The sequence below is a fragment of the Tsukamurella conjunctivitidis genome (assembly GCF_007858475.1).
In the GTDB taxonomy this organism is placed as follows: domain Bacteria; phylum Actinomycetota; class Actinomycetes; order Mycobacteriales; family Mycobacteriaceae; genus Tsukamurella; species Tsukamurella conjunctivitidis.
This window is the reverse complement of sequence record NZ_VIGX01000023.1, coordinates 31,764-56,954: the sequence shown is the minus strand read 5'-3', so window position 1 is coordinate 56,954 and position 25,191 is coordinate 31,764. Positions and strand designations below refer to the sequence as shown.

Below are 25,191 nucleotides of genomic sequence, written 5' to 3'. Positions count from 1 at the left end.
ACCTACCACCGCCGACGCCGTCAGGTCCGCCTCGGCCGGTTGACGCCCGTCGAATACGAGACGATCATCAACACAGCCGCCTCAGCGGCATGACACCGACACTGTCACCCGATCGTGCAGCAGTCCCATCTTTTCAGGCCAGTAGTCGGCGTTGTGATTGAACGTTGAGCGCCCATGTTCCGGGCAGCCGTGCCAGAAGCAACCGTCGATGAACACAGCGACGCGCGCACGGGTGAAGACGATGTCGGCCCGTCGGCGCAGCGTCGGTTCGGGGGCGATCCCCACTCGGTAGCGGAGGCCGAGTGCGTGAAGAGCGCGGCGGACACGGAGTTCAGGCTTGGTGTCTTGTGATCGATTGGCCTGCATATTGCGGCGCCGCGCAGGACTGGATGCCCAGGATTCCGGCTGCGACCTATTTGGCACCGCTCAAGGGTACAAACCCTCACGGAGAGGGTGACAGTAGGAACTCGCGGGTGAGGTGGGGGCACCGTCGGGCATGGGGACGTAACGTAGGGGCCGAGTGTGAACCACCACGAGGAAGAGGGACGAACAAGCGATGAGCAGCAACGATGCCAAGGCGAACATCGGAGTGGTGGGGATGGCGGTGATGGGCTCCAACCTGGCCCGCAACCTGGCGTCCCGGGAGGGCAACACCGTCGCGATCTACAACCGCTCGCCGGAGAAGACGCACGAGGTCGCCAAGAACCACCCCGAGGCGAACTTCGTTGCCAGCGACACCATCGACGAGTTCGTCGCGAGCCTGGCGAAGCCGCGCACCGCGATCATCATGGTGCAGGCCGGCGCGGGCACTGATGCGGTGATCGAGCAGCTCAAGGAGCGGTTCGAGCCGGGCGACATCATCGTCGACGGCGGCAACGCCAACTTCCATGACACCATCGCCCGCGAGGCGAAGATCGCCCCGACCGGCATCCACTTCGTCGGCGCCGGCATCTCCGGCGGCGAGGAGGGCGCGCTCAAGGGCCCGTCGATCATGCCCGGCGGCACCGTGGAGTCCTACGAGACCCTCGGCCCGATCCTCGCGTCGATCGCCGCGGTCGCCGAGGGGGAGCCGTGCGTGACCCACGTGGGCACCGACGGCGCCGGCCACTTCGTCAAGATGATCCACAACGGCATCGAGTACGCCGATATGGAGCTCATCGGCGAGGCCTACGACCTGCTGCGCAACGTCGCCGGCTACACGCCCGCCCAGATCTCCGACCTCTTCGCCACGTGGAACGAGGGGCCGCTCAACAGCTACCTCATCGAGATCACCATCGACATCCTCAAGCACGTCGACGCGGAGACGGGCAAGCCCTTCGTCGATATCGTCACCGACCAGGCAGGCAGCAAGGGCACCGGCGTCTGGACCGTGCAGACCGCGCTCGACCTGGGCGTGCCGGTCGGCGGCGTCGCCGAGGCCGTCTTCGGCCGCGCCGTCTCGTCCAAGCGGAACCAGCGCGACGCGGTCCGCGCGCTCGGCATCGAGCGCCCCACCGCACCGCGGGTCGACGATTCCTTCGTCGACGACGTCGCCAAGGCCCTCTACGCCTCCAAGATCGTCGCCTACGCGCAGGGCTTCGACGCGATCATCGCCGGCGCGGAGAAGTACGGCTGGAACATCGACAAGGGCGCCGTCGCCAAGATCTGGCGCGGCGGTTGCATCATCCGCGCGCAGTTCCTCAACGTCCTCGCCGACGCCTACGAGACGAACCCGAACCTCGCGACCCTTCTCGAGGCCCCGTACTTCGCCCAGGCCATCCGCGACGGCGAGGATGCCTGGCGCCGCGTCGTCATCACCGCCACCCAGGCGGCCGTCCCGGTTCCGGGCTTCGCGACCGCCTTGAGCTACTTCGACTCGCTTAATGTCGATCGCCTGCCCGCCGCGCTCGTCCAGGGGCAGCGCGACTTCTTCGGCGCGCACACCTACAAGCGCGTCGACAAGCCGGGCACCTTCCACACGCTGTGGTCGGGTGACCGCAGCGAGGTCCAGACGGACTGAGCACGGACGACGTGAGGGGCGCGGCCGCCACGGTCGCGCCCCCTTCCGTGTTCGGTGAACGAGGGGGGAACCGATCGCCGAGCTGGTGCGTCCAATTGATGAGGGCGCGTGCTCTCCTGCCGGTGACGATCGGAGGAATCATGGGGAATCCTGACGCGGACAAGATTCGCCAGGAGGCGGAGCAGCGGATCGCCGACCGCCCGAACATGGTTCTCGATGGTGACCCAATCGAGGAACTGGCCAAGGCGCACGATCGCCACGCCGAACGGCTGAGAGTGGCGATCCGCTCGCTCGATCACGTTGGTCGCACCAACTATCTCGGGGACACGGTGGAGGGACGGGCGGCGACGTACAACATCGGGGTCGCAGTGCACGACCATGAAAACTCGGTGGTACAGAATTTCACGCGCGAGGTGCAAGAGGCGGAAGTCATCGCCGCTGCGTTGCGCCAGATCGCCAAGGATATCGGCGACACTGAGCTGGAGAACGCTGAGGGGATCGGAAAGGTCAGATGGCGCTGAAAGCGTTGGGCCTAGTCACGATCGCGATGCTGCTCTCCGCTTGCGCAGTGTCTGTCGAGGGGCAAGCAGTCCCTGAGGGGCGTGCTGCAGGCGTGAGCGCCCGCCCGCTGCCGTTCGTTCCGAAGTACAAGGAACGTACGAACGAGAGGAACAATGGGACCAGCTTCGAGCCGTGCACTGCATACTCCGCTGAAGAGATGCGTGCGTTGGGTGCGGATCCGGCGACTCTGCAAGACGTGATGATTTCGGACTCTCCGAACTATCGCGGTTGTCAGTGGCAATCGCCCGACCGCACGGGCTACTTCAGCCAGGAGTTGGGCAACGAAGTCTCGGTCGAGGTGTACAAGGCGAAGCAGAGCCGTCGCCCGTGGCAACGAGATCGAACCATCAGCGGGCGAACTGTAATTGTGACGACCGAGCGCGACAGCGGGTGTTTCGCCTCGTTCATGTCGGAGGGCGCGATTATCCATTCGGTGTTCCATGCGGACGGTAAGGATGCGAAGCCATCGCCTGGCTTGGTGGCCGAGTGCAACAAGGCGATCGAGTGGGCGACGCTGGCGATCTCGAAGGCGCCGTGACCGACGTCTACGCCAGCACCTGCTGAATCGCCCGGCAGATCGCGTCGACCAGGTCATCACCGTTAAGCCCGACGGCAACGTCGGACCGCAGGCCGATGACGGACTCCACGAGCCGGAACGGCAGGAGCACGCGCGGGTCGCTGTCGTCGCCCAGAACAGCAGCGGCCAGGGAACGGTAATGCGAGGCCAGCTCCGCCCGGTCGGCGCGGAACTCGGCGAACTCGTCGGCCGCCAGCTCGGGCAGGTGGTAGAGCGCGCCCAGGTTGTACTGCGCCGCCAGCAACTGGCCGGCGTCGGACCGGGCCAATTGCAGTAGCCGGTCGAGAGGCGCCCCGTCGGCGGCTACGACCGAGCGTGCGAGCGCGAGTGGCGCCTGCACCGTCGCCTCCAACAGCGCGGTCAGGATCTCGCCCTTGGTGGGGAAGTAGTGGTACAGCGAGGCCTGCCGGATGCCCACGGCCTCGGCGATCTGCCGCGTCGAGGTGGCCGCGTACCCACGCTGGGTGAACAGCTCGGCGGCGGCGTCGAGGATCTCGTCGACGGCCGTAGCGCCGGGCCGGCGCGGATCGTTCGCGCGCGGGCGCCCCCGCCTACCTGCGGTTTCCGCCCCGCCGCCGGCTCCACCGCCGCCCCCGCCGTTCGCCTCCGTCACAGCGGCCAGGCTACCCGCCACGAAACATGTTCGTAGCGCTGGTTTTCCCAGTCCTTACCGCGGGGCAATCCGGGTGACCCCGGAGAACGGTTTTCTATCAACTGACAGATAGAGCTCCGACAGGGAAGCCGCCGCATGACAACCACCCAACCCCGACACCATGATTCGGATGATCTGGCCCAGCTCGGCTACCAGCCGCAGCTGCGCCGCTCGCTCGGGACGTTCGCGTCGTTCGCCGCCGGGTTCTCCTTCGTGTCCATCCTCACCACCATCTTCCAGCTGTTCGGCCTGGGCTACTCGCTCGGCGGGGCCGCCTTCTTCTGGACCTGGCCCCTCGTCTACCTCGGCCAGTTCCTCGTGGCTCTGTGCTTCGCCGAGATGGCCGCCCGCTACCCGATCTCCGGCGCGATCTACCAGTGGTCGCGGCGCCTCGGCGGGGAGGTGATCGGCTGGTTCGGTGGCTGGTTCATGATCCTCGCGCAGATCGTCACCGCCGCGGCGGCCGCGATCGCGCTGCAGGTGGTCCTGCCCACCGTGTGGTCGGGCTTCCAGTTCATCGGCGACGACCCGTCCCTCACCAGCTCCAGCGGTGCGGCCAACGCCGTCCTGCTCGGCACGGTCCTCCTCATCGTCACCACCACGATCAACTGCATCGGCGTGCACTGGATGAGCCGCATCAACGCCATCGGCGTCACCTGCGAGCTCGTCGGCGTGGTCGCCGTCATCGGTGCCCTCGCGATGCACGCCCAGCGCGGGCCCCAGGTCGTCTTCGACACCTCCCACGCGACCACGACCGGCTCGGGCGGCTACCTCGGCGCGTTCATCGTCTCCGGTCTCATGGCCGCGTACGTCATGGTCGGCTTCGGCTCGGCGGGCGAGCTCGCCGAGGAGACCGTCAACCCCCGCCGGGTCGCCCCGCGTACCATCCGATTCGCGCTCACGGCCTCGGCGGTCGGCGGCGGCCTCATGCTGATCACCGCCCTCATGGCCGCGCCGACACTGGGGGAGGAGCTCGCCGCCGGCGGCCTGCCCTACGTCCTCCAGTCCGTCCTCGGCTCGTTCTGGGGCAAGGTCCTCCTGGCTGACGTCGCCGTGGCCGTGTTCATCTGCACCCTCGCGATCCAGACCGCGTGCAGCCGCCTCATCTTCTCCATGGCCCGCGATCACCGGCTCCCGTTCTCGGAGCAGCTCTCCCGCGTGAACCCGCGCACCCAGGCGCCGGTCGCCCCGGCAGTGCTCATCGGAATCCTCTGCGTCGCCGTCCTGCTGGTGAACGTCGGTAATCCCGCGATCTTCGCCACCCTTGCCAGCGTGTGCATCGTGCTCATCTACCTCGCCTACCTCTCGGTGACGGTGCCGATGCTCTACCAGCGGCTCCGCGGATGGCCGCACGGCGCCACCGTCCGCGACTCCGAGGGAAAGCCGGTCTTCACCCTGGGCCGCTGGGGCGTACCGATCAACGCCGCCGCCGTCCTCTACGGCGGAGCGATGGTGATCAACCTCGCCTGGCCGCGCGCCGAGATCTACGACCCCACCGGCCAATCCCCGCTGCTGCAGTGGGCCGGACCGATCACCATCGCGGTCGTCGTCATCGCGGGCATCGCCTGCTTCCCGCGCCGCGCACACCCGCGCCCCGTCGCCGCCGTCCTCCCGAACCTCCCCGCCACGAAAGGCATCTGACGTGACCGCCATCGCTGAGACCACCGCTACCACCCAGGGCGCCCGCGAGCACGCCCGCGCCCAGGCCGACACCCGCGTCGAAGGCATGCCGACGGTGCCCGCCACCGCCTGGCCCGACCCGCCCGCGGGCGTGCCCGCCGCCGCTCTCACCTGGGCGGAGACCGTCCCGGGCGGCCGCTACACGTCGAAGGTGCTGGCGCGCGGCACCCGAATCCGCCTGACCGACACCGTCGGCACCGCCTGCGCGAACGTCCTGCTCTGGCGCGCCGACGCCCCCTGGGAACGGCTCAACGTCGCCGACACCGTCAAGGTGCCGTGGCAGGCCTACCTCGGCGCGGGCCACCCGCTGCTCTCCGACCAGGGGCGCGTACTCGCCACCGTCGTCGCCGACGACTCCGGCCACCACGACGCCCTGTGCGGCACCACCACGCTCGCCACCAACACCGCCAAGTACGGCGCGGGGGAGGCGCATTCGGACAGCCCCGCCGGCCGGGAACTGCTCGTGCTCGCCGCCGCCAAGCACGGCCTCACGCCCACCGACGTCGCCCCGTCCGTCTCCTTCTTCCACGGCGTCACCGTGGAGGCCGACGGTGCCCTCGCCTCCATCGGCAGCGCGGGGGCGGGGAAGGCCGTGGAGCTGGTGCTGCACCTGCCGTGCATCGTCGCCGTCGCGAACACCGCCCACCCGCTCGACCCGTCGCCGACCTTCGACACCGGCCTCCTCGAAGTGCTGGCCTGGCGCGCCGACGACGATCTGGCCGCGCTCGTCGCCGACCCGGACGCCGACCCCGAATACCTCCGCGCCGTCGCCAATTCCGAAGACGCCCACCGCGCGGCGCACTGACCGCCAGCCCCAGAAGGAGCTCCCATGAACGCCACCGTCACCCCGCGGGCGCCCTGGTCGGGCATCGTCCCCGCCGGCCAGACCCTCACCATGACCGACCTGCACGGCAACCAGGCCGTCGACACCCTCTTCTACGGCGCGCACGACCACACCATCCGCTACAGCGCCCAGCAGACGATCCTCGGCCAGCGCAGCATCTTCCTCGGCACCGGAACCGTTATCCGCGATCAGGAGTCGCGCCCCATGATGACCATCGTCGACGACGAGGTCGGTCATCACGACACCCTCGGCGGCGCCTGTTCCCAGGAGTCCAACACGCTGCGCTACGGCCACCACACCAAACATCAGCACGCCTGCGTCGAGAACTTCCTCATCGAGGGCAGCCGGCACGGCCTCGGCAAGCGCGACCTGGTGGGCAACGTCAACTTCTACATGTACGTCCCCGTCGACCCCGACGGCACACTAGGCATCGTCGACGGCCTCTCCGCTCCGGGGAAGAAAGTGGTGCTGCGCGCCGAGATCGACACCCTGGTGCTGATCTCCAACTGCCCGCAGATCAACAACCCCTGCAACGGCTTCGACCCCACCGCCGTCGAGCTCGAGATCTCGGAGGCCGCCGCATGACCACCCTCACCGTCGTCCGCCCCGGCCCGATGACCACCGTGCAGGACTGGCCCGGCCGCGCCGGCTACTGGTCGATCGGGGTCCCGCCGTCGGGCCCGATGGACGACCTCTCCTTCCGCCTCGCCAACCTGGCCGTCGGCAACGACGAGGGTGCACCGGGGTTCGAGTGCACCCTCGGCGGCCTCGCCGTCACCGTCGATGAGGCCACCACTGTCGCGGTCACGGGCGCGCCTGTTGCGGTGACCGTCGACGGGACGCCCGTCCCCACCTGGTGCCCGGTCGAACTCCACTCCGGCCAGCAACTCGCCATCGGCACCACCGGATCGCTCGGCATGCGCGTCTACCTCGCTGTCCGCGGCGGCGTGGTGGTGCCCGACTATCTGGGCAGCGCCGCCACGTTCACGCTGGGTAGGTTCGGCGGCCACGACGGCCGGACCCTCGCCGCCGGCGACGAAATGCCCGTCGGCACCGGCGCTGTCGCCGCCCCGCGCCGCATCCTCGACGACGAGGTGCCCGCGTTCACCAGCCAGTGGCAGCTCGCCGTCACCGTCGGGCCGCACTCCGCGCCCGAGTACTTCACCGACGCCGACATCGCGACCCTGTACGACACCGCCTACGAGGTGCACTTCAACTCCGACCGCACCGGCGTCCGGCTCATCGGGCCCAAGCCCGAGTGGGCCCGCCCCGACGGCGGCGAGGCCGGCCTGCACCCGTCGAACATCCACGACAACGCCTACTCCGTGGGCGCACTCGACTTCACCGGCGACACCCCGATCCTGCTCGGCCCCGACGGTCCTAGCCTGGGCGGTTTCGTCTGCCCCGTCACGGTGACCACGGCCGACCGCTGGAAGCTGGGGCAGCTGCGCCCCGGCGACGCCGTGCGATTCGTTCCCCTGCGTGCGGCCGCGGCGGCCTCGCCCGGCACTGTCGGAACGGCCCGCCGTGCGAACCTGCCCGTCGTGCTGTCCGCCGGGGGAGACTCCGACGACGGCGTCCTCGCCCGGTCGATGACCGCGGACGGCGAGACCACCATCACCTACCGCCGGTCGGGTGACGACAACATCCTCGTCGAGTACGGCGCCATGACGCTCGACCTGGAGTCCCGTGCCCGCGTCCACGCGCTCGAGCAAAGGCTCCGGGCGGAGTCGCCGCGCGGCCTGATCGACCTCACCGCCGGCGTACGCAGCCTGCAGGTGAAGTTCGACCCGACCGCGCTGGGGCAGCCCGCGGCCCTCGACTGGATCCGCGAGGCGGAGTCGCAGCTCCCCGCCGCCGACGACATGATCGTCCCCAGCCGCACCGTCTCCCTGCCGCTGTCCTGGGACGACCCCAGTACGCGCGAGGCGATCGAGCGCTACGTCCTCGGCGTCCGCGGCGACGCCCCGTGGTGCCCCTGGAACATCGAGTTCATCCGCCGCATGAACGGCCTCGGCTCGGTCGAGGACGTGCAGCGGATCGTCTTCGACGCCTCGTACCTCGTGCTCGGCCTCGGGGACGTGTACCTCGGTGCGCCCGTGGCGGTCCCGCTCGACCCGCGCCACCGGCTGGTGACCACCAAGTACAACCCGGCCCGCACCTGGACGCCGGAGAACGCCGTCGGCATCGGCGGCGCCTACCTGTGCATCTACGGCATGGAAGGGCCCGGTGGCTACCAGTTCGTCGGTCGCACCACGCAGGTGTGGAACCACCGGCACCCCCTTACGGCAGGTGGCTTCGAGCCCGAACATCCCTGGCTGCTGCGGCACTTCGACCGGATCAGCTGGTACCCCGTGAGCACCGAGGAGCTCGCGGACCTGCGCGCCGACACGGCCGCCGGCCGCGGTTCGGTGGACATCACGCCCGGATCCTTCTCGCTCTCCGCGCACCGTGCGTTCCTCGCCCGCGAGGCCGACGACATCGCCCGGGTGCGGTCCGCAATGGAGATCGCCCGCGCCGAGGAGCGCGGCCGCTGGGCGGCCGCCGGCGAGTTCACGAGGAGCGCAGCATGACCCGCATCGCCGACATCTACCGGCGCATCGCCGCCGACGATCGCTGCGAGGTCTTCCTCGCCCTGCGGCCGGAGCCCGAGGTCGCCGCCGAGTACGTGGAGTCCCTGGCTGCGGGCGGGCCGCTCGCGGGCCTGGTCCTGGCGGTCAAGGACAACGTCGACGTGGCCGGCCTCCCGACCACCGCCGCCTGCCCCGGCTACGCCTACCGTCCCGTGGCCGACGCCGCCGCCGTCGCAGCCCTGCGCGCCGCCGGCGCGGTGGTGATCGGCAAGACGAACCTCGACCAGTTCGCCACCGGCCTCGTCGGCACCCGGAGCCCCTACGGCGCGGTGCGCGACTCCCGGCGACCCGACCGCATCTCCGGCGGATCGAGCTCGGGCTCCGCCGTCGCCGTGGCCCTCGACTACGCCGACATCGCGATCGGCACCGATACCGCGGGGTCGGGCCGCGTGCCCGCCGGGCTGCAGGGCATTGTCGGCATCAAGCCGACGATCGGCGCCGTCAGCACCGACGGGGTCGTGCCCGCGTGTGCGTCGTACGACTGCGTCACGGTCTTCGCCCGCGACCTCGTCACGGCCGGCCGCGCGATGGCGGTCATGGGCACGACGGGCACCCGCCGCTGGGCTGCGGACACCCCGTTCGCCGCCGCGTCCGACGCGGCGCTCGCGATCCCCGCCGAGCTCCCCGCTCTGCCGGCCGCCTGGCGCGAGGCCTTCGACGGTGCCGTCGCCCGCGCCGAGGCGGCCGGGCTGCGGGTCAAGCCCGTCGACGTCTCCGAGCTGCTCGCCGCCGCGAAGCTCCTCTACGACGGTGCCCTGGTCGCCGAGCGGTACAGCGCGGTGGGGGAGTTCGTCATCGCGGCGGGCGACGAGGCGGGCCTCGACCCGACGGTGGCCGGCATCGTCGGCGCCGCGGGCGACGTTCCCGCGCACCGTCTGGCCTCCGACCACGCCGAGCTCCGCGCCGTCGCCGCACGGGCCGCGGCGCTCTTCGAGGACTTCGTCGGCCTGATGGTGCCCACCGCGCCGCGGCACCCGACGCTCGCCGAGGTGGCGGCCGACCCGGTCGGGGTGAACGCGGAGATGGGGACGTACACCAACTTCTGCAACCTCCTCGACCTGTGCGGCGTCGCCGTCCCGGCCGGGGAGACCGCCGACGGCGCGCAGTTCGGGATCACGTTGCTCGCGCCCGCCGGACACGACGGACTCGCGTTCGAGCTCGCGGCGCGAATCACGGGCGTGCCGTCCGTGACGCCGTGGAACCTCGATCTCGCCGGTGCAGTGGACCTGGCGGTCTTCGGGGCGCACCTGCGCAACCAGCCGCTCGAGCATGAGCTGACGTCGCTCGGCGCATACTGGGCGGGGGAGATCCGGACGGCCGATGAATATCGGCTGGTCGCACTGGCGACGACGCCGCCCAAGCCCGGCCTCGTCCACGACACCGAACACGGCCGCGGCATTCGCGGCGAGCTCTGGCGACTCCCACCCGCCGCGCTGGGGACGTTCCTCGCCCGGCTGCCCGCGCCCATGACCCTCGGGTCCGTGAATCTCGACGACGGCCGGGCCGTGGTGGGGTTCGGCTGTCAGGCCTCGGCGCTGAGCGACGCCCGCGACCTCGACGTGGAGTACTGGCTCGACCGTTGATCGGAATCGACTGCGGGTCAACGAGGAGATCTGCCCACGAAGTTCTGCGCTTTTCGCGCATTCTGCTCTTTACCTGGATTTTCCATTCGAGTCAGACGGTGTTGGCACGGCGATAATCTGGCGGCCTCATCAGCTCGACGATGGAGGTCAGGGTCGTGACGGACAGCTCCGACGAAGCAGGGCCGGCGGAAGCGCCACCGGGAGAACGCAGCATGCTCGCTCTGGCGATCTACGCCGTCGTCGCGATCGTGGTGATTTCCCTGGCGGTCTTCTTCTCCTTCCAACGCGGCGGCCTCTCCGCCGACATCCGCAACAAGGCGACGCTGATCGCCCCCGCGGGCGCGGGTGGCGGCTGGGACCTCGTGATGCGCGAGGCGCAGGCGATCATGCGGGAGCAGAAGATCGCCACCAACATCCAGGTCGTCAACGTGCCCGGCGCGGCCGGCACCATCGGCCTCTCCCGCCTGCACTCGATGCCGGGCCGCGCCGACGTCGTGATGGTCGGCGGAACCGGCCTCGTCGCGGGCGTCCAGCAGACCAAGTCCGCCGTGACCATGACCGACGTGACGCCGATCGCGCGGATCTTCGAGGAGTACGACGTTCTCGTCGTCCCCGCGAATTCACCCTACAAGTCCGTCGATGACCTCGTCGCGGCGTGGAAGAGCAACCCGCACTCGATCCCGTTCACCGGCGGCGGCAGCTTCGACCAGCTCGTCATGGCCCAATTCGCCAAGGCCGCCGGGATCGACCCGAAGAACACCACCTACATCCCCAAGGCCGGCGGCGGCGAGGTGGCGCAGGCGCTCGTGACCGGCACCGCGAAGGCCGCCTTCTCGGGCTACGCCGACCTCATCGACCAGATCCAGTCCGGGCGCCTGAGGGGCCTCGCCATGGCCGCGAAGGAGCCGATCGACGGCGTGGACTTCCCGACGCTCCGCCAGCTCGGGTACGACGTGACGCTCGCCAACTGGCGCGCACTGTTCGGCCCGCCCGGCATCTCCCCGTCGGACGTGAAGAACATCCGCGATGTCTTCGACGAGGCCATGCGCACCCGGGACTGGGCCGATGCGGAGCACACCAACAAGTGGACGCGCGCCTGGCTCGAGGGCCCTGACCTGACCACCTTCATCGCCGACGAGGACCGCGTCATCGCCGGCCTGTACAAGGAGCTGGGCAAATGACTGCGCAGGTAGAAGAGCCGCACGCCGCGGCCCCGGGCACGGGGAACGGTCTCGGTGCGCTCGTCGTCCCGGCGATCCTCGCGATCGCCAGCACGCTGGTGGTGATCGGCAACCTCACCATGGACGTGCAGTCCGACGACAGCCCCGGACCGACCTTCTTCCCGTGGTTGCTCGCGATCGTCGGCTACGCGCTGGCCGCCGCGCTCGCGGTGCACTTCGTCCGCAACCCGGACGAGTCGGCGCGCTCGGAGACGAGGTTCCGCACCTACACCGATTGGGCGGCCGCAGGCTGGCTCATCGGTGGACTCGTCGCCTTCGCGGTGCTCCTCGACGTCCTCGGCTGGATCCTCGCCGCCGCGCTCCTGTTCTGGTGCGTCACGCGGGCGTTCAACAGCAAGCGGCCCCTCTTCGATGTTTCCGCCGGGCTGCTGCTGTCCAGCCTCGTCTTCCTGATCTTCGGCGTCCTGCTGGACGTCCCGCTCCCGTCCGGAATCCTGGGAGGGCTGTGACCATGGAACAGTTCGGACTACTGCTCGACGGGTTCGGCGGCGCATTGTCGCCCGAGAACCTCATGTGGGTCGTCATCGGCTGTCTCATCGGCACCGCGGTGGGCGTGCTGCCCGGCCTCGGCTCCTCGATGGCGGTGGCGCTGCTGCTCCCGATGACCTTCGCGCTCAACCCGACCGCCGCCTTCATCCTGTTCTCGGGCGTCTACTTCGGAGGCTTGTTCGGCGACTCGACGATGGCGATCCTCATGAACACGCCGGGGCAGGCCTCGTCGATCGCGTCGACCTTCGAGGGCCACCAGATGGCGAAGAACGGCAAGGCGCCCCAGGCGCTCGCCATCGCCGCGATCGGCGCCTTCATCGGCGGCATGATCGCCTCGATCCTCGTGGTCTTCCTCGCGCCGTTCATGGCGGAGCTCTCCACGAAGTTCGGCCCGGCCGAGTACTTCGCCCTCTCGCTCCTGGCTTTCGGCGCGATCTCCTCGGTGGTCTCCGAATCGGTACTCAAGGGGCTCGCCTCACTCGTGATGGGCCTGATGTTCGCGACCGTCGGCATCGACCAGATCTCCGGCACCGAGCGATTCACGTTCGGCTCGGCGAACCTCTTCGACGGGATCTCGCTGGTGATCGTCGCGGTCGGCATGCTGGCCCTCGGCGAGATCATCATCGTCGCCTCGCGGATTCGCCGCGATCCGGCCCCGAAGGCACTCGGCGCCAAGGCCGGCCGCGCCTGGCTCTCCAAGGCGGAGTTCAAGGAGGCGCTCCCGGCGTGGGGTCGTGGCACCGCGATCGGCCTGCCCTTCGGCGTGATCCCGGTCGGCGGCTCCGAGGTCCCGACCTTCCTCGCCTACGACGTCGAACGGCGACTGGACCGCCGCCGGAAGTTCCCGATGTTCGGCAAGGGCGCCCCGCGCGGCCTCGCCGCCCCCGAGGCCGCGGGCAACTCGACCACCGGCATGGCGATGGGGGCGCTGCTCTCGCTGGGCCTCCCGGTCTCGGCGACCGCGGCGATCATGCTCGCCGCCTTCCGCCAGTACGGCCTCCAGCCGGGGCCGCTGCTGTTCGACAACTCGCCGGATCTGGTGTGGGCACTACTCGCCAGCTTCTTCATAGCGATGGTCGTGCTGCTCATCATCAACCTGCCCTTCGCGCAGTTGTGGGCGAAGCTCCTCCTGATCCCGGCTCCGTACCTGTACGGCAGCATCGTGGTCTTCTGCGGGCTCGGCATCTACGCGACCTCGCCGACGACGTTCGACCTGCTGCTGTTCCTCGCGATCGGTCTCCTGGCCTTCGTCTTCAAGCGCTACGACATCCCCATCGCGCCGCTGCTCATCGGCATGGTGCTGGGCCCGCTCGCCGAGACCAGCCTGCGGGACGCCCTGCTCTCGTCCGACGGCGACTACTCCGTCCTCGTCTCCTCGCCGATCTCGATCACCCTCTACGGCCTGCTGATCGCCGTGCTCCTCGTCAAGGCGCGCCAGGTCGTCACCGCCCGCACCGGAAAGGACATCTGACCATGACGATTCTCGTCGCCCACTCGACCACTCCCGAGAGCGCCGCCGCATTGGAGGCCGCCTATCGCGAAGCGGAGCGCAGGCCCGGGGAGCCCATCGTCGTCTTCCTGCTCGACGGTGACGCCCCGGACGTCTCGGAGGCCACCGCACGCGGCCTCACCGTCAGCATCGAACGACCGAAGGAGTTCGAGAAGGACCCGGTGGGCGGCGTCGTCGACGCCGCTACCGCCGTGGACGCCTCCGTCCTGGTGATCGGCATCAAGCACCGCACCGCGACCGGCAAGCTGCTGTTCGGCTCGTCGGCGCAGCGGATCCTGCTCGACGCCACATGCCCCGTGCTGGCGGTGAAGGTCGCCCAGGGGTAGCCGGCGACAGCTAGTTCGACGTGCGCAGTTGCCGATCGCCTGTAGCCGCGCTCGTCCAGGGACAGCGTGACTTCTTCGGCGCGCACACCTACAAGCGCGTCGACAAGTCGGGCACGTTCCACACGCTGTGGTCGGGTGACCGCAGCGAGGTCCAGACGGACTGAGCACGAACGACGTGAGGGGCGCGACCGCCACGGTCGCGCCCCTTCGTCGCTCTCGGCGAAGTTCCGGGAACCGATCACCCAGCTGGTGCGTCCAATGATTGAGGGCGCTTGCACGCCTGCCGGTGACGATCGGAGGAATCGTGAGCAATCCCGACGCGGACAAGATTCGCGAGGAGGCGGTGCAGCGTATCGCCGATCGGCCGAACATGGTGCTCAAGGGCGATCCGATCGAGGAGCTCGCGAAGGCGCATGAGCGCCATGCAGCGAGGCTCAAACAACTGATGGTGACTCTCCGTGACGTTTGCCGAACCAACTACTTGGGTGACACGATTGAAGGGCGTGCGGCGACCTACAACCTGGGCGTGGCCGTGCATGACCACGAGCACTCCGTGGTCCAGAACTTTCAGCGAGAGGCAGCTGAGGCGCTGAGTATCGCCGCTGCTCTGAGGCAGATTGCTAAGGACATCGGAGACACAGAGCTCGCTAGCGCCGAGGGGATCATGGTTCGATGGGAGTAGCCCGCGAGCTCCGACTTGTCCTGATGGCGCTGTTGCTTTCCGGCTGCGCTGTCGCGGTGGAGGGCGAGGCGGTAGTCGAAGAAAGTGTGGTGAAGCGATCGGTGCTCGCACCGGCGCAGCCACTGCCATTCACGCCTCAACACGCGGGTCGGACCAACGAACGGAACGATGGGACAAGCTTCGAGCCCTGCACGGCGTATACGGATGAGGAGATGCGCAATCTCGGCGCGGAGCCACGCACGTTGAAGGACGCAGCTATTTCGGTCTCGCCGAACTACCGAGGCTGTCACTGGCAGTCAGGCGACGGCATCGCATCGTTCAGTCAGACGCTCGGAAACGAGAAGTCGCTAGACGCGTATAAGGCCAAGCAGAGCTACCGCCCGTGGCAGCCTGATCGCGTGATCAATGGTCGTCGAGTGATCGTGACGACGGAGGACCGTGATGGTTGCTTCGCGTCGTTCATGTCTGAGAAGGCGATTGTCCACTCCGCCTACTCTGTTGCCGTGTTCGGCACGCCGTCGCCGGGCCTCGTCTCGGAGTGCAACAAGGCTATCGAGTGGGCGACGCTGGCGATCTCGAAGGCGCCGTGACCAGCCTCTGCGCGATCACCCGCTGACTTGCCCGATCGATCCGCGTTCACTACCGAGCCGGCCGTCGCTGGCCGGCGACAGACGGCACCGTCGAACCACGGGACGATCGGGTGCGACAGTCGGCACCCCGACGTCGATGTCGCCCCAGCAGGACAGTGCGTTAACTTCGTGTTTCGAGCCTGTTGCGCCTGACGATCTGGCTTGACGGCCGCCGGGGCAAGGGATTTGCATGAATCCTCATGCACCTCTTGCCCCGCGAGCAGGACAAACTGCTCATCGTCGTCGCCGCCGATCTGGCGCGCCGCCGCCAGGCCCGTGGGCTCAAGCTGAACCATCCCGAGGCGATCGCGATCATCACGTACGAGCTGGTCGAGGGCGCCCGGGACGGTCGCAGCGTCGCGGATCTCATGGCTTACGGGGCCACCGTCCTCACCCGCGACGATGTCATGGAGGGCGTGCCCGAGATGATCCACGACGTGCAGGTCGAAGCCACCTTCCCCGACGGCACCAAGCTCGTCACCGTCCACCACCCGATTCGGTAGGCGCATCGTGATCCCCGGAGAACTCCGCCTCGCCGCCACGCCGATCCTGTGCAACGACGGCCGGCCCACGCGCACCGTCCGCGTCGTCAACACCGGCGACCGCCCCATCCAGGTGGGCTCGCACTTCCACTTCGCCGAGGTCAACCGCGCCCTCGACTTCGACCGCGCCGAGGCGTACGGGCACCGCCTGGACATCCCGTCCGGGACCGCCGTCCGGTTCGAGCCCGGCGACGGCAAGACGGTGCGGCTCGTCGCCCTCGCCGGCGCCCGCGAGGTCCACGGCCTGGCCAACCGCGTCAACGGCCCGCTCGACGGTGCCGAGAACGCCGGGAACAGGGGAGTGCAGTGAGCTTCGAACTGAGCCGCCGCGAGTACTCCGACCTCTACGGACCCACCGTGGGCGACGCCGTCCGGCTCGCCGACACCGAGCTCTTCGCCGTCGTCGAGAAGGACCTCACGGTCCACGGCGAGGAGGTCGTCTTCGGCGGCGGCAAGGTGATCCGCGACGGCATGGGCGAGAACGGCGTGCTCACGCGCGAGGGCTCCGACGATGCCGGGCCGATCCCCGACACCGTCATCACGAACGCCCTGATCATCGACCACACCGGCATCGTCAAAGCCGACGTGGCGCTCCGCGACGGCCACATCCTGAAGATCGGCAAGGCGGGCAACCCGCAGATCTCCGACGGCATCACCATCACCATCGGCGCCGCGACCGAGATCATCGCGGGGGAGGGGCGCATCCTCACCGCCGGCGGGATCGACACGCACATCCACTTCATCAGCGCCCAGCAGATCGACACCGCCCTCAACTCGGGCGTCACCACGATGATCGGCGGCGGCACCGGCCCGGCCGCGGGCACCAACGCCACCACCGTGACGCCGGGGCCGTGGCACATCGCGCGCATGCTGCAGGCGCTCGACGGGGTGCCGATGAACATCGGGCTCCTCGGCAAGGGACACGCGGGCGCCACCGAACCACTCGCGGAGCAGATCCGCGCAGGAGCGATCGGTCTCAAGGTGCACGAGGACTGGGGCTCGACCACGGCGTCGATCGACAACTCGCTGCGCGTGGCCGACGAGTACGACGTGCAGGTCGCGATCCACACCGACACCCTCAACGAGTGCGGCTTCCTCGAGGACACGGTGGCCGCGATCGACGGGCGCGTGATCCACACTTTCCACACGGAGGGTGCGGGCGGCGGCCACGCCCCCGACATCATCGCCATCGCGGGACATCCGAACGTGCTTCCCGCGTCGACGAATCCGACGCTGCCCTTCACCGAGAACACCATCGTCGAGCACCTCGACATGCTCATGGTGTGCCACCACCTCAACGCCGACATCCCCGAGGACGTGGCCTTCGCGGATTCCCGGATCCGCCCCGAGACCATCGCCGCCGAGGGGGTGCTGCACGACATGGGCATCATTTCCATCACCTCGTCCGACTCCCAGGCCATGGGCCGCGTCGGCGAGGTGATCACCCGCACCTGGCAGCTCGCGGACTCCATGAAGCGTCAGCGCGGCCCCCTGGACGGGGATCCCGACGGTGGCGACAACGCCCGGATCAAGCGGTACGTCGCCAAGTACACGATCAATCCCGCTCTCGCGCAGGGCATCGCCGAGTACGTGGGCAGCGTCGAGGAGGGCAAGTTCGCCGACCTCGTGCTGTGGAACCCCGCCTTCTTCGGCGTCAAGCCCGACCTGGTGCTCAAGGGCGGCCAGATCGCCACCGCTCTCATGGGCGACGCCAACGCCTCGATCCCGACGCCCCAGCCGCGCACCATGCGACCGCAGTTCGGGTCGATGGGGTCCGCCGTGCACGACGCCGCGATCACCTTCCTCTCCACCGCGGCGGTCGAATCCGGCGTCGCCGCCGAGCTCGGGCTGCGCAAGCGCACCCTGCCGGTCCGGGGGATCCGCACGCTCCGCAAGAAGGACCTGCCGCACAACGGCGCGACGCCCGACATCACCGTCGACCCCGAGACCTACGTCGTCGCCGTCGACGGGACGCCGGTCCGCTCCGAACCCGCCTCGTCCCTGCCCATGACCCAGCGCTACTTCCTGTTCTGAGAGGCGAGAGATGATCATCGAGACCGTTCTCGGCAACCTCGCCGACCTCGACCCCGCCGACCGGGCGGGGCTGCACCTGGAGCGCGTGCCCCTCGCCGGCGCCGACCTCGTCAAGCGGATCCAGCGGGTGCGGACCGACCACGACCGGGAGATCGGGCTGCGGCTCGCCGCCCCCGCCGGCCCGGACGGCGACCTGCGCGACGGCGACATCCTGCACCGCGACGAGAAGAACATCATCGCCGTCCAGGTGCTCGCGACCGACGTTCTGGTGATCGCCCCGCGCACCGTCACCGAGATGGGACGCACCGCACACGGGCTCGGCAACCGGCACCTGCAGGCGCAGTTCTTCGACGCCGACTCCGAGTACGGCGCCGAGGTCATGGTGGTGCAGTACGACCACACCGTCGAGGACTACCTCGCCCACCACGGCGTGCCGTACGACCGCCAGGACCGCGTCCTACCCACGCCCTTCCGGCACGCGGAGCACACGCATTGAACACTGTTTCTGTCAGGGAAAGCCCAGGTCGCGCCGTACCGAAACAGTGTTCAATCGGGGCGGGGGCGTCGCCGGGATACCTGCTCCCGCTGCTGCAGCTGAGCGATTCCGCCCTGCCGACGGGGGCCTTCAGCCACTCCTTCGGCATGGAGTCCTACCTCGCCGACGGCGCGATCACCGATGAGCACACGTTCGCAGCGTGGTTGCGGGCCTACGTCGCCCGCCAACTCGCGTACACGGACGGCCTCGCGATCCGCATGGTCTACGACGCCCTGCACCTCGGCGACCTCGACGCGGTATGGCGGCTCGACCGCCTCCTCGCCGCGCTGACCCTGCCCGAACAGGTGCGTACCGCCGCGGCGACGATCGGGCGGCGCACCGCCGAGGTCGGTGCCGTGGTGACGCCCGAGTCCTTCCTCGGCGACTACCTCGCCGAGCTGGACGCGGGCCGCTGCCACGGCCACCCCGCGGTCGCCTTCGCCCTGTTCGCCCACGCGGTGGACGCCCCGCCGGCCGCCGCGATCGAGGCGCACCTCTTCGCGGCTGTCACCTCGCTGACGCAGAACGCCGTGCGCGCCATCCCCATCGGGCAGACCGCGGGCCAGCGGGTGCAGCGCGCGATGCACGAGGTGGTGGCCGACGCCGTCGCCACCGCGATGACCCTGACCGACGACGACCTGGGCGCCGCATCGCCGGGCCTGGAGATCGCCCAGATGCGGCACAGGCGCCAGCGCGCGCGGATGTTCATGAGCTAGGAGGAATTCCATGACGACGATCCGGATCGGTGTCGGCGGCCCCGTGGGCGCCGGCAAGACGCAACTCGTGGAGCGCATCACCCGCCACCTCGCCGACGAGGTGTCGATGGCCGCCATCACCAACGACATCTACACCACCGAGGACGCGAAGATCTTGGCGCGCAACAGCGTCCTGCCCGGCGACCGCATCGTCGGTATCGAGACCGGCGGCTGCCCGCACACGGCGATCCGCGAGGACACGTCGATGAACGAGGCCGCGGTGACCCGCCTCGTCGCCGCGCACCCCGATCTGCAGATCGTCTTCATCGAGAGCGGCGGCGACAACCTCTCCGCCACGTTCAGCCCCGAGCTCGTGGACTTCTCGATCTACCTCATCGATGTGGCCCAGGGCGAGGAGATCCCGCGCAAGGCCGGCCAGGGCATGATCAAGTCGGACCTGTTCGTGATCAACAAGACCGACCTCGCGCCGTACGTGGGCGCGGACCTGTCCGTCATGGCCGCCGACTCCAAGGTCTTCCGCGGCGACCGTCCGTTCTGCATGACCAACCTCAAGACCGACGAGGGCCTGGACGGCGTGCTGGAGTGGATCCGCCGCGACGTCCTCATGCTCGACCTCGCGTGAGTGGACTCACCGGCGAACTGGCCCTGACCCTCGCGCCGCGGGGTCGGCGCACCGTCGCCGTGGCACAGCGGCACGCGGGCACCCTGCAGACCCTGCGCCCCATGTACCTTGACGATTCCGGGCAGGTCACCTACCACGTGGTGAACCCCGGCGGCGGCTGCTTGCGCGGCGACACGTACGCGATCGACCTCGAGTTGGAGGCTGACGCCCACGCCGTGGTGACCACGCAATCGGCGACCAAGGTGTACCGCACGCCCGACGGAGCCGCCGCGCAAGACATGCGGATCCGGCTGGGGCCGCACAGTGTCCTCGAGTACGTCCCGGACGCACTGATCCTCTACCGCGAGGCCACCTATCGGCAGACCTGCACCGTCGCGATGGACGAGTCCGCGTCGCTGGTCCTGGCGGAGATCGTGACGCCCGGTTGGTCGCCTGACGGTGCGCGGTTCCGCTACGACGAGTTGCGGATGCGGACGGAGATCCATCGCGGCGGCACCCTGTTCGCGGTGGACAACCTGCTCATCGAGCCGGGCCGGGCAGACCCGTCGGGGATCGGCTTCCTCGACGGGCACACCCACGTCGGCTCGTTGACCGCGGTCGATCCGCGGATCGACGACGCCCTGCTCGACGAGGTGCACGCGCTGACCGGGACCGTCGATGGCGTCCGGAGTGGGCTCACCGCGCTCGCCGGCCCCGGGTTCGTGCTCCGCTGCCTCGGCGACGACACCGCCGAGCTCGCCGGCCTGTTCGACGCCGTCATCGCGCTGCTCCGGTCCCGATGGACCGGACAGGCGCCCCTGAACCTGCGAAAGTACTGAAGGTGGAATCCATGACGAAGCCGAGCACCGCGCAGCGCCTGCGGACGGCGTGGTCCGCACTGGGCCCGGGCGACCGGCGATCGCTGTTCGGCATGACCGCGACGGTGGTCGCGCTGCACGTGGTGGGCTTCGGCGCCCTCGTCCTGCTGATCGCGCCCGGGCACTACCGGATCGGCGACGGCGGCGAGTTCACCATCGGCATCGGGCTGCTCGCCTACACCTTCGGCCTGCGGCACGCCTTCGACGCCGACCACATCGCCGCGATCGACAACACCACCCGCAAGCTGCTCGCCGATCGGGGGAGCCGGATCGCCGCAGGCGAGTGCAACCCGCGGCGGCCGCTGTCGGTGGGCTTCTGGTTCTCGCTCGGACACTCGACGGTCGTCTTCGGCCTCGCCGCCCTCCTCGCGCTGGGCGTGCGCGCCCTCGTCGGGCCCGTGGAGGACGAGAACTCGACGATGCAGACGGTGCTCGGCTTCATCGGCACCTCGGTGTCCGGCGTCTTCCTGTGGATCCTCGGGATCATCAACTTGGTGGTGCTCATCGGCATCGTGAAGGTGTTCCGCGACATGCGCTCGGGGCACTACGACGAGGCCGAACTCGAGGACCGGCTGAACAAGCGCGGCCTCATGAACCGTCTGCTGCGCGGGGTGTCCGGCTCGGTCCGCAAGCCCTGGCACATCTATCCCGTCGGTGTGCTGTTCGGCCTCGGCTTCGACACCGCGACCGAGGTGGGCCTCCTGGTGCTCGCGGGCGGCATGGCCGCGTTCACCCTGCCCTTCTACTGTATCCTCGTGCTGCCGATCTTGTTCGCGGCGGGGATGTCGCTCCTGGACACCATCGACGGTGTCTTCATGAACGCCGCGTACGGCTGGGCGTTCGCGAAGCCGGTGCGGAAGGTGTACTACAACATCACGATCACCTCGCTGTCCGTCGCCGTCGCGCTCGCGATCGGCACCGTCGAACTGCTGGGGGTACTCGCCGAGCGGGCGCACGTCGACTCCGGGCCGCTCGGCTGGATCGCGTCGATCAATCTGGACTATGCGGGGTTCGTGATCGTGGGCCTGTTCGTCGCGGTATGGGCCGTGGCACTGCTGATCTGGCGCTACGGACGGATCGAGGACCGCTGGACCGCGCGCTGAGCTAGCGTATCCGCGTGACCGGTATCGAGGTGCGCGCGGCGGACGTCTTCGAGGACGTGAGGCAGATCCTGGGGCCGAAGAAGGAGACCTCCAGCAACTGCTTCTGCCTCTCGTACCGCATCGGCTCCGTGGAGAATCAGACGCTGCGCGGGCCCGCGCGATTCGACCGGGTCCGGGGCCTCTGCGCGGAGGACCCGCCGCCCGGCGTCGTCGCCTACGACGGTGCCGACCCCGTCGGCTGGGCGGCGATCCATCCGCGGTCGGACACCAGCTTCGCAAAGAACCGTCGCATCCCGCACGTCGAGGGACACGAGGACCCGTGGTCGTTGTGGTGCGTGCGAGTGCGCCCCGGTCACCGCAAGCAGGGGATCAGTCATCACCTTGTCGCCGGGGCCGTGGAGTTCGCCCGGTCCCACGGCGCCTCCGTGGTGGAGGCGTACCCCGTGGACAACCAGGGCGCCAAGGTCGATCTGACGATGGCCTACGTCGGCACCCGCGCCCTGTTCGAGCGCGCGGGCTTCGAGTACGTCATGGACACCACGTCGGTGCTGAACGGCTTCACGCGGGTGCTGATGCGCTACCGGATCGCCGCGTAGGCGTCAGCGCCAGCCGAGGGCCGGGGCCACATCCTTGACCAGCGACTCGAGCAGGCGGGTGTTGTACTCCACGCCCAGCTGATTGGGCACCGTCACCAGCACGGTGTCGGCCTCGGCGATGCCCTCGTCGTCGCGCAGCTGCTCGACGAGCTCGTCCGGTTCGCCCGCGTAGGTGCGGCCGAAGACGGCGCGGAAGTCGTCGATCACGCCGAATTGGTCGTCGCTGGAGCGCTCGTGGCCGAAGTAGGCGCGGCTCTCGTCATCGATGATCGGCATGATGCTGCGGCTCACGGAGACCCGTGGCTCGTGATCGTGCCCCGCCTCGGTCCAGGCCGCGCGGAACTTCCGGATCTGGTTCGCCTGCTGCACGTGGAAGGGCTCGCCCGACTCGTCCGTCTTGAGCGTCGAGCTCATGAGGTTCATGCCGAGCTTGGCGGCCCACTCCGCGGTCGCGTCGGACGCGGCGCCCCACCAGATCCGGTCCCGCAGCGTGGGGGAGTGCGGCTCCACGCGCAGCAGCCCCGGCGGGTTGGGGAACATCGGGCGCGGGTTCGGCTGCGCGAAGCCGCCGCCCTCGAGCACCGTGAGCAGCACCTCGGTGTGCTCGCGGCCCATGTCGGCGTCGGTCTTCCCCTCGGACGGCTGGTAGCCGAAGTACTTGTAGCCCTCGATCACCTGCTCGGGCGATCCCCGGCTCACGCCGAGCTGGAGCCGTTCGCCCGCAATGAGATCGGCGGCGCCCGCGTCCTCCGCCATGTACAGCGGGTTCTCGTAGCGCATGTCGATCACGCCGGTGCCGATCTCGATCCGCGAGGTCCGCGCGCCGATCGCGGCGAGCAGCGGGAACGGGGAGCCCAGCTGCCGCGCGAAGTGGTGCACGCGGAAGTAGGCGCCGTCGGCGCCCACCTCCTCGGCCGCCACCGCGAGATCGATCGACTGGTGCAGGACATCGGCCGCAGTACGCGTCCGCGAGCCGGGCGAGTCGGACCAGTGGCCGAAAGACAGGAAGCCGATCTTCTTCATGGCCGCTTCAACTCCGGACTGCGGTCCGAATATTCCTCGGGTCGCCGCGTCGGGGAACGGCGCCGGGGCAGGGCCAGTCGAGGGGAGGGCTCTTCGCGGACCAGGTGTGCGTCGACCAGCCCGGGAACGTCGTCGACGGTGACCCGTCCGTACCAGGCGTCGTCCGGCTGTACCGTGACGACGGGTGCGTGATTGCACGGGAACTGACAGCCCGTGACCGTGATGAGTGCATCGTCGTCACCGAGCCCGGTGCGGCGCAGCTCGTCGCCGAACGCCGAGGTCAGTGTGGACGCCCCGAGCGCGGAGCAGCGCGGGCCGCGGCAGATCAGCACCTGGTGGCGGTGCTGCGGCACGTCCTCCCACGCGGGGGAATGCAGCGGGGCGGCATCGTCCGTCATCGGCGACCCACCCGCGGCGATCGCGGCGGCGAGCAGCCCGGCATCGGGCGCGGCCAAAAGCTGCGGCGAGAGCCGGACGGTCGGCGCACCGTCGTAGCCCCGGAGCCAGTGCGCGGCCACCCGGCGCAGCCACGACCGCCTGGGTCCCGGTTGCGCCCACCCCGTGCCGATCAGCAGCATGTCCGAGGCGCCGCGATCCGCGACCGCCGTCAGGACGTCGACGAGCGCCGGGTCGTGGACCTGCAGGAAGGCGGGAACCGCCTCGGCGCCGTCGGCGAGCGCGGCGAGTTCGTCGGGATCCACGCCCGCGGACATGCCGACGAGAATCGCGGTCACGGGAGCGCCCGGATGCCGTCGGCGACGCGACGCGCACCGTCGAGCAACCGCACGCCGGAGGTGGTCTCCGAGAAGGGGATCACGACGAACCGGTTCTCGCGGACCGCACGCAGCTGGCTCAGCGCGGGGTCCTTGCGCGCCTGGTCGATCCGCTCCTGCGCCGGGTGGCCGGCAGCATCCGCCACCACGATGACGTCGGGGTCCGTGCCGACGACGTTCTCCAGCGAGACCTCGGCCCAATTGCCCGGGAGGTGTGCGAAGACGTTCACGCCGCCGACCGACTCGATCAGCAGCTGCGGCGTGCCCTTACCCGCGCCGACGTTCAACCCGGCTTGCGCGCCGAAGTCCCACCACAGGATCCGCTGGCCGCGCGCGGCGCCCGTGAGCGCGGGACTTCGCAGCTCGGCCTTCTGCTCGTCGATCAGCTTCTGCGCCGCGGCGTCGGTCCCGAACGCCGTGCCCGCCGCGGTGAGCTCGTCCCAGACCAGGTCCCACGACGCGCGTTCGGGCTTGCGCGCGCAGCCCGCCGGGGCGAGCAACGTCGCAATGCCCTGCCCCTGCAGCCGTGCGCGATCCCCGGCGTTCTTCTCACTGAATGCCGAGTTGTACGAGCCGTAGACCAGGTCGGGCCGCACCGACAGCATCTTCTCCTGCGTCGGGTACTTCGCCGCGAGCACCGGGACCTTCGCGTAGTCCGCCGCGAATCGCGCTGCGACGGCGTCATCGAGGTAGGCGGTGCCCACCATCCGGTCGGCGACGCCGAGTGCGAGCGCCACCTCGGTCGCGCCCTGATTCATCGTCACGATCCGTCGCGGTTCGGCCCTCACCTCGGAGGCGAAGTCGCAGGTGGTGACGCGCACGGGGAAGCGCTCGGAGGCACTCGCGGCAGTCGGATTCGACGGTGCCGTGCCGCACCCCGCGACGAGGGCGGTCGCAGTGATGGGGAGGGCGAGGCAGGAGAGGAGGGTACGGGGCCGCATGGCAGGGACTCGTTTCGTCGGCCTCCCCGTGCGCGGGGGCGGC

At 69.5% G+C, this 25,191-nt stretch carries 27 protein-coding genes and 2 pseudogenes; 24 read left to right on the top strand and 5 right to left on the bottom strand.

The genetic code is table 11. The annotated features are described in order from the left end of the window. Nucleotides 1-126: 126 nt before the first annotated feature. Nucleotides 127-423, bottom strand: a pseudogene (locus FK530_RS22250) (very short patch repair endonuclease); the annotation flags it as partial. A 133-nt stretch (nucleotides 424-556) separates the two neighbouring features. On the opposite strand from FK530_RS22250, the gene gnd reads away from it, so the two are divergent. The 3 genes from gnd to FK530_RS22235 all read left to right on the top strand — a co-directional run bounded on the left by gnd (nucleotide 557) and on the right by FK530_RS22235 (nucleotide 3,098). Further along, nucleotides 557-1,999, top strand: a complete 1,443-nt coding sequence (gene gnd / locus FK530_RS22245; RefSeq protein WP_146489152.1) for an NADP-dependent phosphogluconate dehydrogenase — start codon at nucleotides 557-559, stop codon at nucleotides 1,997-1,999. A gap of 140 nt (nucleotides 2,000-2,139) precedes the next feature. Continuing rightward, on the top strand, nucleotides 2,140-2,520 hold the full coding sequence (locus FK530_RS22240) for a hypothetical protein (protein WP_146489151.1): 381 nt from the start codon (nucleotides 2,140-2,142) through the stop codon (nucleotides 2,518-2,520). Next, on the top strand, nucleotides 2,511-3,098 hold the full coding sequence (locus FK530_RS22235; RefSeq protein WP_146489150.1) for a DUF3558 domain-containing protein: 588 nt from the start codon (nucleotides 2,511-2,513) through the stop codon (nucleotides 3,096-3,098). The genes FK530_RS22240 and FK530_RS22235 overlap by 10 nt, the downstream gene beginning before the upstream one ends. Nucleotides 3,099-3,105: 7 nt before the next feature. Here the strand turns inward: FK530_RS22235 and FK530_RS22230 are convergent, their stop codons facing one another. Beyond that, the gene (locus FK530_RS22230; RefSeq protein WP_146489149.1) at nucleotides 3,106-3,750 is read right to left on the bottom strand and encodes a TetR/AcrR family transcriptional regulator; all 645 of its coding nucleotides are present in this window, start codon (nucleotides 3,748-3,750) and stop codon (nucleotides 3,106-3,108) included. Nucleotides 3,751-3,885: 135 nt separating this feature from the next. Between FK530_RS22230 and FK530_RS22225 the strand changes: the two genes are divergently transcribed. The 21 genes and pseudogenes from FK530_RS22225 (at nucleotide 3,886) to FK530_RS22125 (ending at nucleotide 22,411) form a co-directional block, all read left to right on the top strand. Next, the gene (locus FK530_RS22225) at nucleotides 3,886-5,430 is read left to right on the top strand and encodes an amino acid permease (protein ID WP_146489148.1); all 1,545 of its coding nucleotides are present in this window, start codon (nucleotides 3,886-3,888) and stop codon (nucleotides 5,428-5,430) included. A gap of 1 nt (nucleotide 5,431) precedes the next feature. Next, entirely contained in the window at nucleotides 5,432-6,274 is an 843-nt protein-coding gene (locus tag FK530_RS22220) for an urea amidolyase associated protein UAAP1 (RefSeq protein WP_146489147.1), read from the top strand. A gap of 24 nt (nucleotides 6,275-6,298) precedes the next feature. After that, the gene (locus tag FK530_RS22215; RefSeq protein WP_146489146.1) at nucleotides 6,299-6,898 is read left to right on the top strand and encodes an urea amidolyase associated protein UAAP2; all 600 of its coding nucleotides are present in this window, start codon (nucleotides 6,299-6,301) and stop codon (nucleotides 6,896-6,898) included. Next, nucleotides 6,895-8,886, top strand: a complete 1,992-nt coding sequence (locus FK530_RS22210; RefSeq protein ID WP_146489145.1) for a 5-oxoprolinase/urea amidolyase family protein — start codon at nucleotides 6,895-6,897, stop codon at nucleotides 8,884-8,886. The genes FK530_RS22215 and FK530_RS22210 overlap by 4 nt, the downstream gene beginning before the upstream one ends. After that, complete coding sequence (gene atzF / locus FK530_RS22205) at nucleotides 8,883-10,529, top strand: allophanate hydrolase (RefSeq protein WP_146489144.1); 1,647 nt, start codon at nucleotides 8,883-8,885, stop codon at nucleotides 10,527-10,529. The genes FK530_RS22210 and atzF overlap by 4 nt, the downstream gene beginning before the upstream one ends. A gap of 155 nt (nucleotides 10,530-10,684) precedes the next feature. Continuing rightward, a complete protein-coding gene (locus FK530_RS22200; RefSeq protein WP_231706753.1) occupies nucleotides 10,685-11,710 on the top strand; it encodes a Bug family tripartite tricarboxylate transporter substrate binding protein in 1,026 nt (341 codons plus the stop codon). Continuing rightward, nucleotides 11,707-12,219 (top strand): tripartite tricarboxylate transporter TctB family protein, encoded by a 513-nt coding sequence (locus FK530_RS22195; RefSeq protein ID WP_146489143.1) that lies wholly within the window; start codon nucleotides 11,707-11,709, stop codon nucleotides 12,217-12,219. The genes FK530_RS22200 and FK530_RS22195 overlap by 4 nt, the downstream gene beginning before the upstream one ends. Nucleotides 12,220-12,221: 2 nt before the next feature. Next, nucleotides 12,222-13,730, top strand: coding sequence for a tripartite tricarboxylate transporter permease (locus FK530_RS22190; protein ID WP_146489142.1), 1,509 nt, complete (start codon nucleotides 12,222-12,224; stop codon nucleotides 13,728-13,730). A 2-nt stretch (nucleotides 13,731-13,732) separates the two neighbouring features. Beyond that, entirely contained in the window at nucleotides 13,733-14,095 is a 363-nt protein-coding gene (locus FK530_RS22185; RefSeq protein WP_146489141.1) for a universal stress protein, read from the top strand. A gap of 20 nt (nucleotides 14,096-14,115) precedes the next feature. Continuing rightward, nucleotides 14,116-14,259, top strand: a pseudogene (locus tag FK530_RS22180) (hypothetical protein); the annotation flags it as partial. 140 nt (nucleotides 14,260-14,399) lie between these two features. Then, nucleotides 14,400-14,777 carry a hypothetical protein gene (locus tag FK530_RS22175; RefSeq protein ID WP_146437849.1) on the top strand — a complete coding sequence of 126 codons (378 nt, stop codon included), beginning with the start codon at nucleotides 14,400-14,402 and terminating at the stop codon, nucleotides 14,775-14,777. A 23-nt stretch (nucleotides 14,778-14,800) separates the two neighbouring features. Continuing rightward, on the top strand, nucleotides 14,801-15,367 hold the full coding sequence (locus tag FK530_RS22170; protein ID WP_231706752.1) for a DUF3558 domain-containing protein: 567 nt from the start codon (nucleotides 14,801-14,803) through the stop codon (nucleotides 15,365-15,367). 239 nt (nucleotides 15,368-15,606) lie between these two features. Further along, entirely contained in the window at nucleotides 15,607-15,909 is a 303-nt protein-coding gene (locus FK530_RS22165; protein ID WP_146489139.1) for an urease subunit gamma, read from the top strand. A 7-nt stretch (nucleotides 15,910-15,916) separates the two neighbouring features. Continuing rightward, nucleotides 15,917-16,258 (top strand): urease subunit beta, encoded by a 342-nt coding sequence (locus FK530_RS22160; protein ID WP_146489138.1) that lies wholly within the window; start codon nucleotides 15,917-15,919, stop codon nucleotides 16,256-16,258. Then, the gene (gene ureC, locus FK530_RS22155; RefSeq protein WP_146489137.1) at nucleotides 16,255-17,982 is read left to right on the top strand and encodes an urease subunit alpha; all 1,728 of its coding nucleotides are present in this window, start codon (nucleotides 16,255-16,257) and stop codon (nucleotides 17,980-17,982) included. The genes FK530_RS22160 and ureC overlap by 4 nt, the downstream gene beginning before the upstream one ends. A 10-nt stretch (nucleotides 17,983-17,992) precedes the next feature. After that, nucleotides 17,993-18,478: an urease accessory protein UreE gene (gene ureE / locus FK530_RS22150; RefSeq protein ID WP_146489136.1), complete on the top strand. Its 486-nt coding sequence runs from the start codon at nucleotides 17,993-17,995 to the stop codon at nucleotides 18,476-18,478. Between the two features lie 146 nt (nucleotides 18,479-18,624). Beyond that, nucleotides 18,625-19,233, top strand: a complete 609-nt coding sequence (locus tag FK530_RS22145) for an urease accessory protein UreF (RefSeq protein WP_146489135.1) — start codon at nucleotides 18,625-18,627, stop codon at nucleotides 19,231-19,233. A 10-nt stretch (nucleotides 19,234-19,243) separates the two neighbouring features. After that, the gene (gene ureG, locus FK530_RS22140) at nucleotides 19,244-19,855 is read left to right on the top strand and encodes an urease accessory protein UreG (protein ID WP_068524861.1); all 612 of its coding nucleotides are present in this window, start codon (nucleotides 19,244-19,246) and stop codon (nucleotides 19,853-19,855) included. Continuing rightward, nucleotides 19,852-20,673, top strand: coding sequence for an urease accessory protein UreD (locus FK530_RS22135; protein WP_146489134.1), 822 nt, complete (start codon nucleotides 19,852-19,854; stop codon nucleotides 20,671-20,673). Before ureG ends, FK530_RS22135 begins: the two co-directional genes overlap by 4 nt. An 11-nt stretch (nucleotides 20,674-20,684) precedes the next feature. Then, complete coding sequence (gene nicT / locus FK530_RS22130) at nucleotides 20,685-21,815, top strand: Nickel transporter NicT (RefSeq protein WP_146489133.1); 1,131 nt, start codon at nucleotides 20,685-20,687, stop codon at nucleotides 21,813-21,815. A 23-nt stretch (nucleotides 21,816-21,838) separates the two neighbouring features. Beyond that, nucleotides 21,839-22,411 carry a GNAT family N-acetyltransferase gene (locus FK530_RS22125; protein ID WP_205124236.1) on the top strand — a complete coding sequence of 191 codons (573 nt, stop codon included), beginning with the start codon at nucleotides 21,839-21,841 and terminating at the stop codon, nucleotides 22,409-22,411. Nucleotides 22,412-22,414: 3 nt separating this feature from the next. Here the strand turns inward: FK530_RS22125 and FK530_RS22120 are convergent, their stop codons facing one another. The 3 genes from FK530_RS22120 to FK530_RS22110 are packed head-to-tail and all read right to left on the bottom strand — an operon-like array spanning nucleotide 22,415 to nucleotide 25,148. After that, a complete protein-coding gene (locus FK530_RS22120; protein ID WP_146489131.1) occupies nucleotides 22,415-23,434 on the bottom strand; it encodes an LLM class flavin-dependent oxidoreductase in 1,020 nt (339 codons plus the stop codon). Then, the gene (locus tag FK530_RS22115) at nucleotides 23,431-24,168 is read right to left on the bottom strand and encodes a (2Fe-2S) ferredoxin domain-containing protein (RefSeq protein WP_146489130.1); all 738 of its coding nucleotides are present in this window, start codon (nucleotides 24,166-24,168) and stop codon (nucleotides 23,431-23,433) included. Before FK530_RS22115 ends, FK530_RS22120 begins: the two co-directional genes overlap by 4 nt. Further along, nucleotides 24,165-25,148, bottom strand: coding sequence for an ABC transporter substrate-binding protein (locus tag FK530_RS22110; protein WP_158645173.1), 984 nt, complete (start codon nucleotides 25,146-25,148; stop codon nucleotides 24,165-24,167). Before FK530_RS22110 ends, FK530_RS22115 begins: the two co-directional genes overlap by 4 nt. Nucleotides 25,149-25,191: the final 43 nt, after the last annotated feature.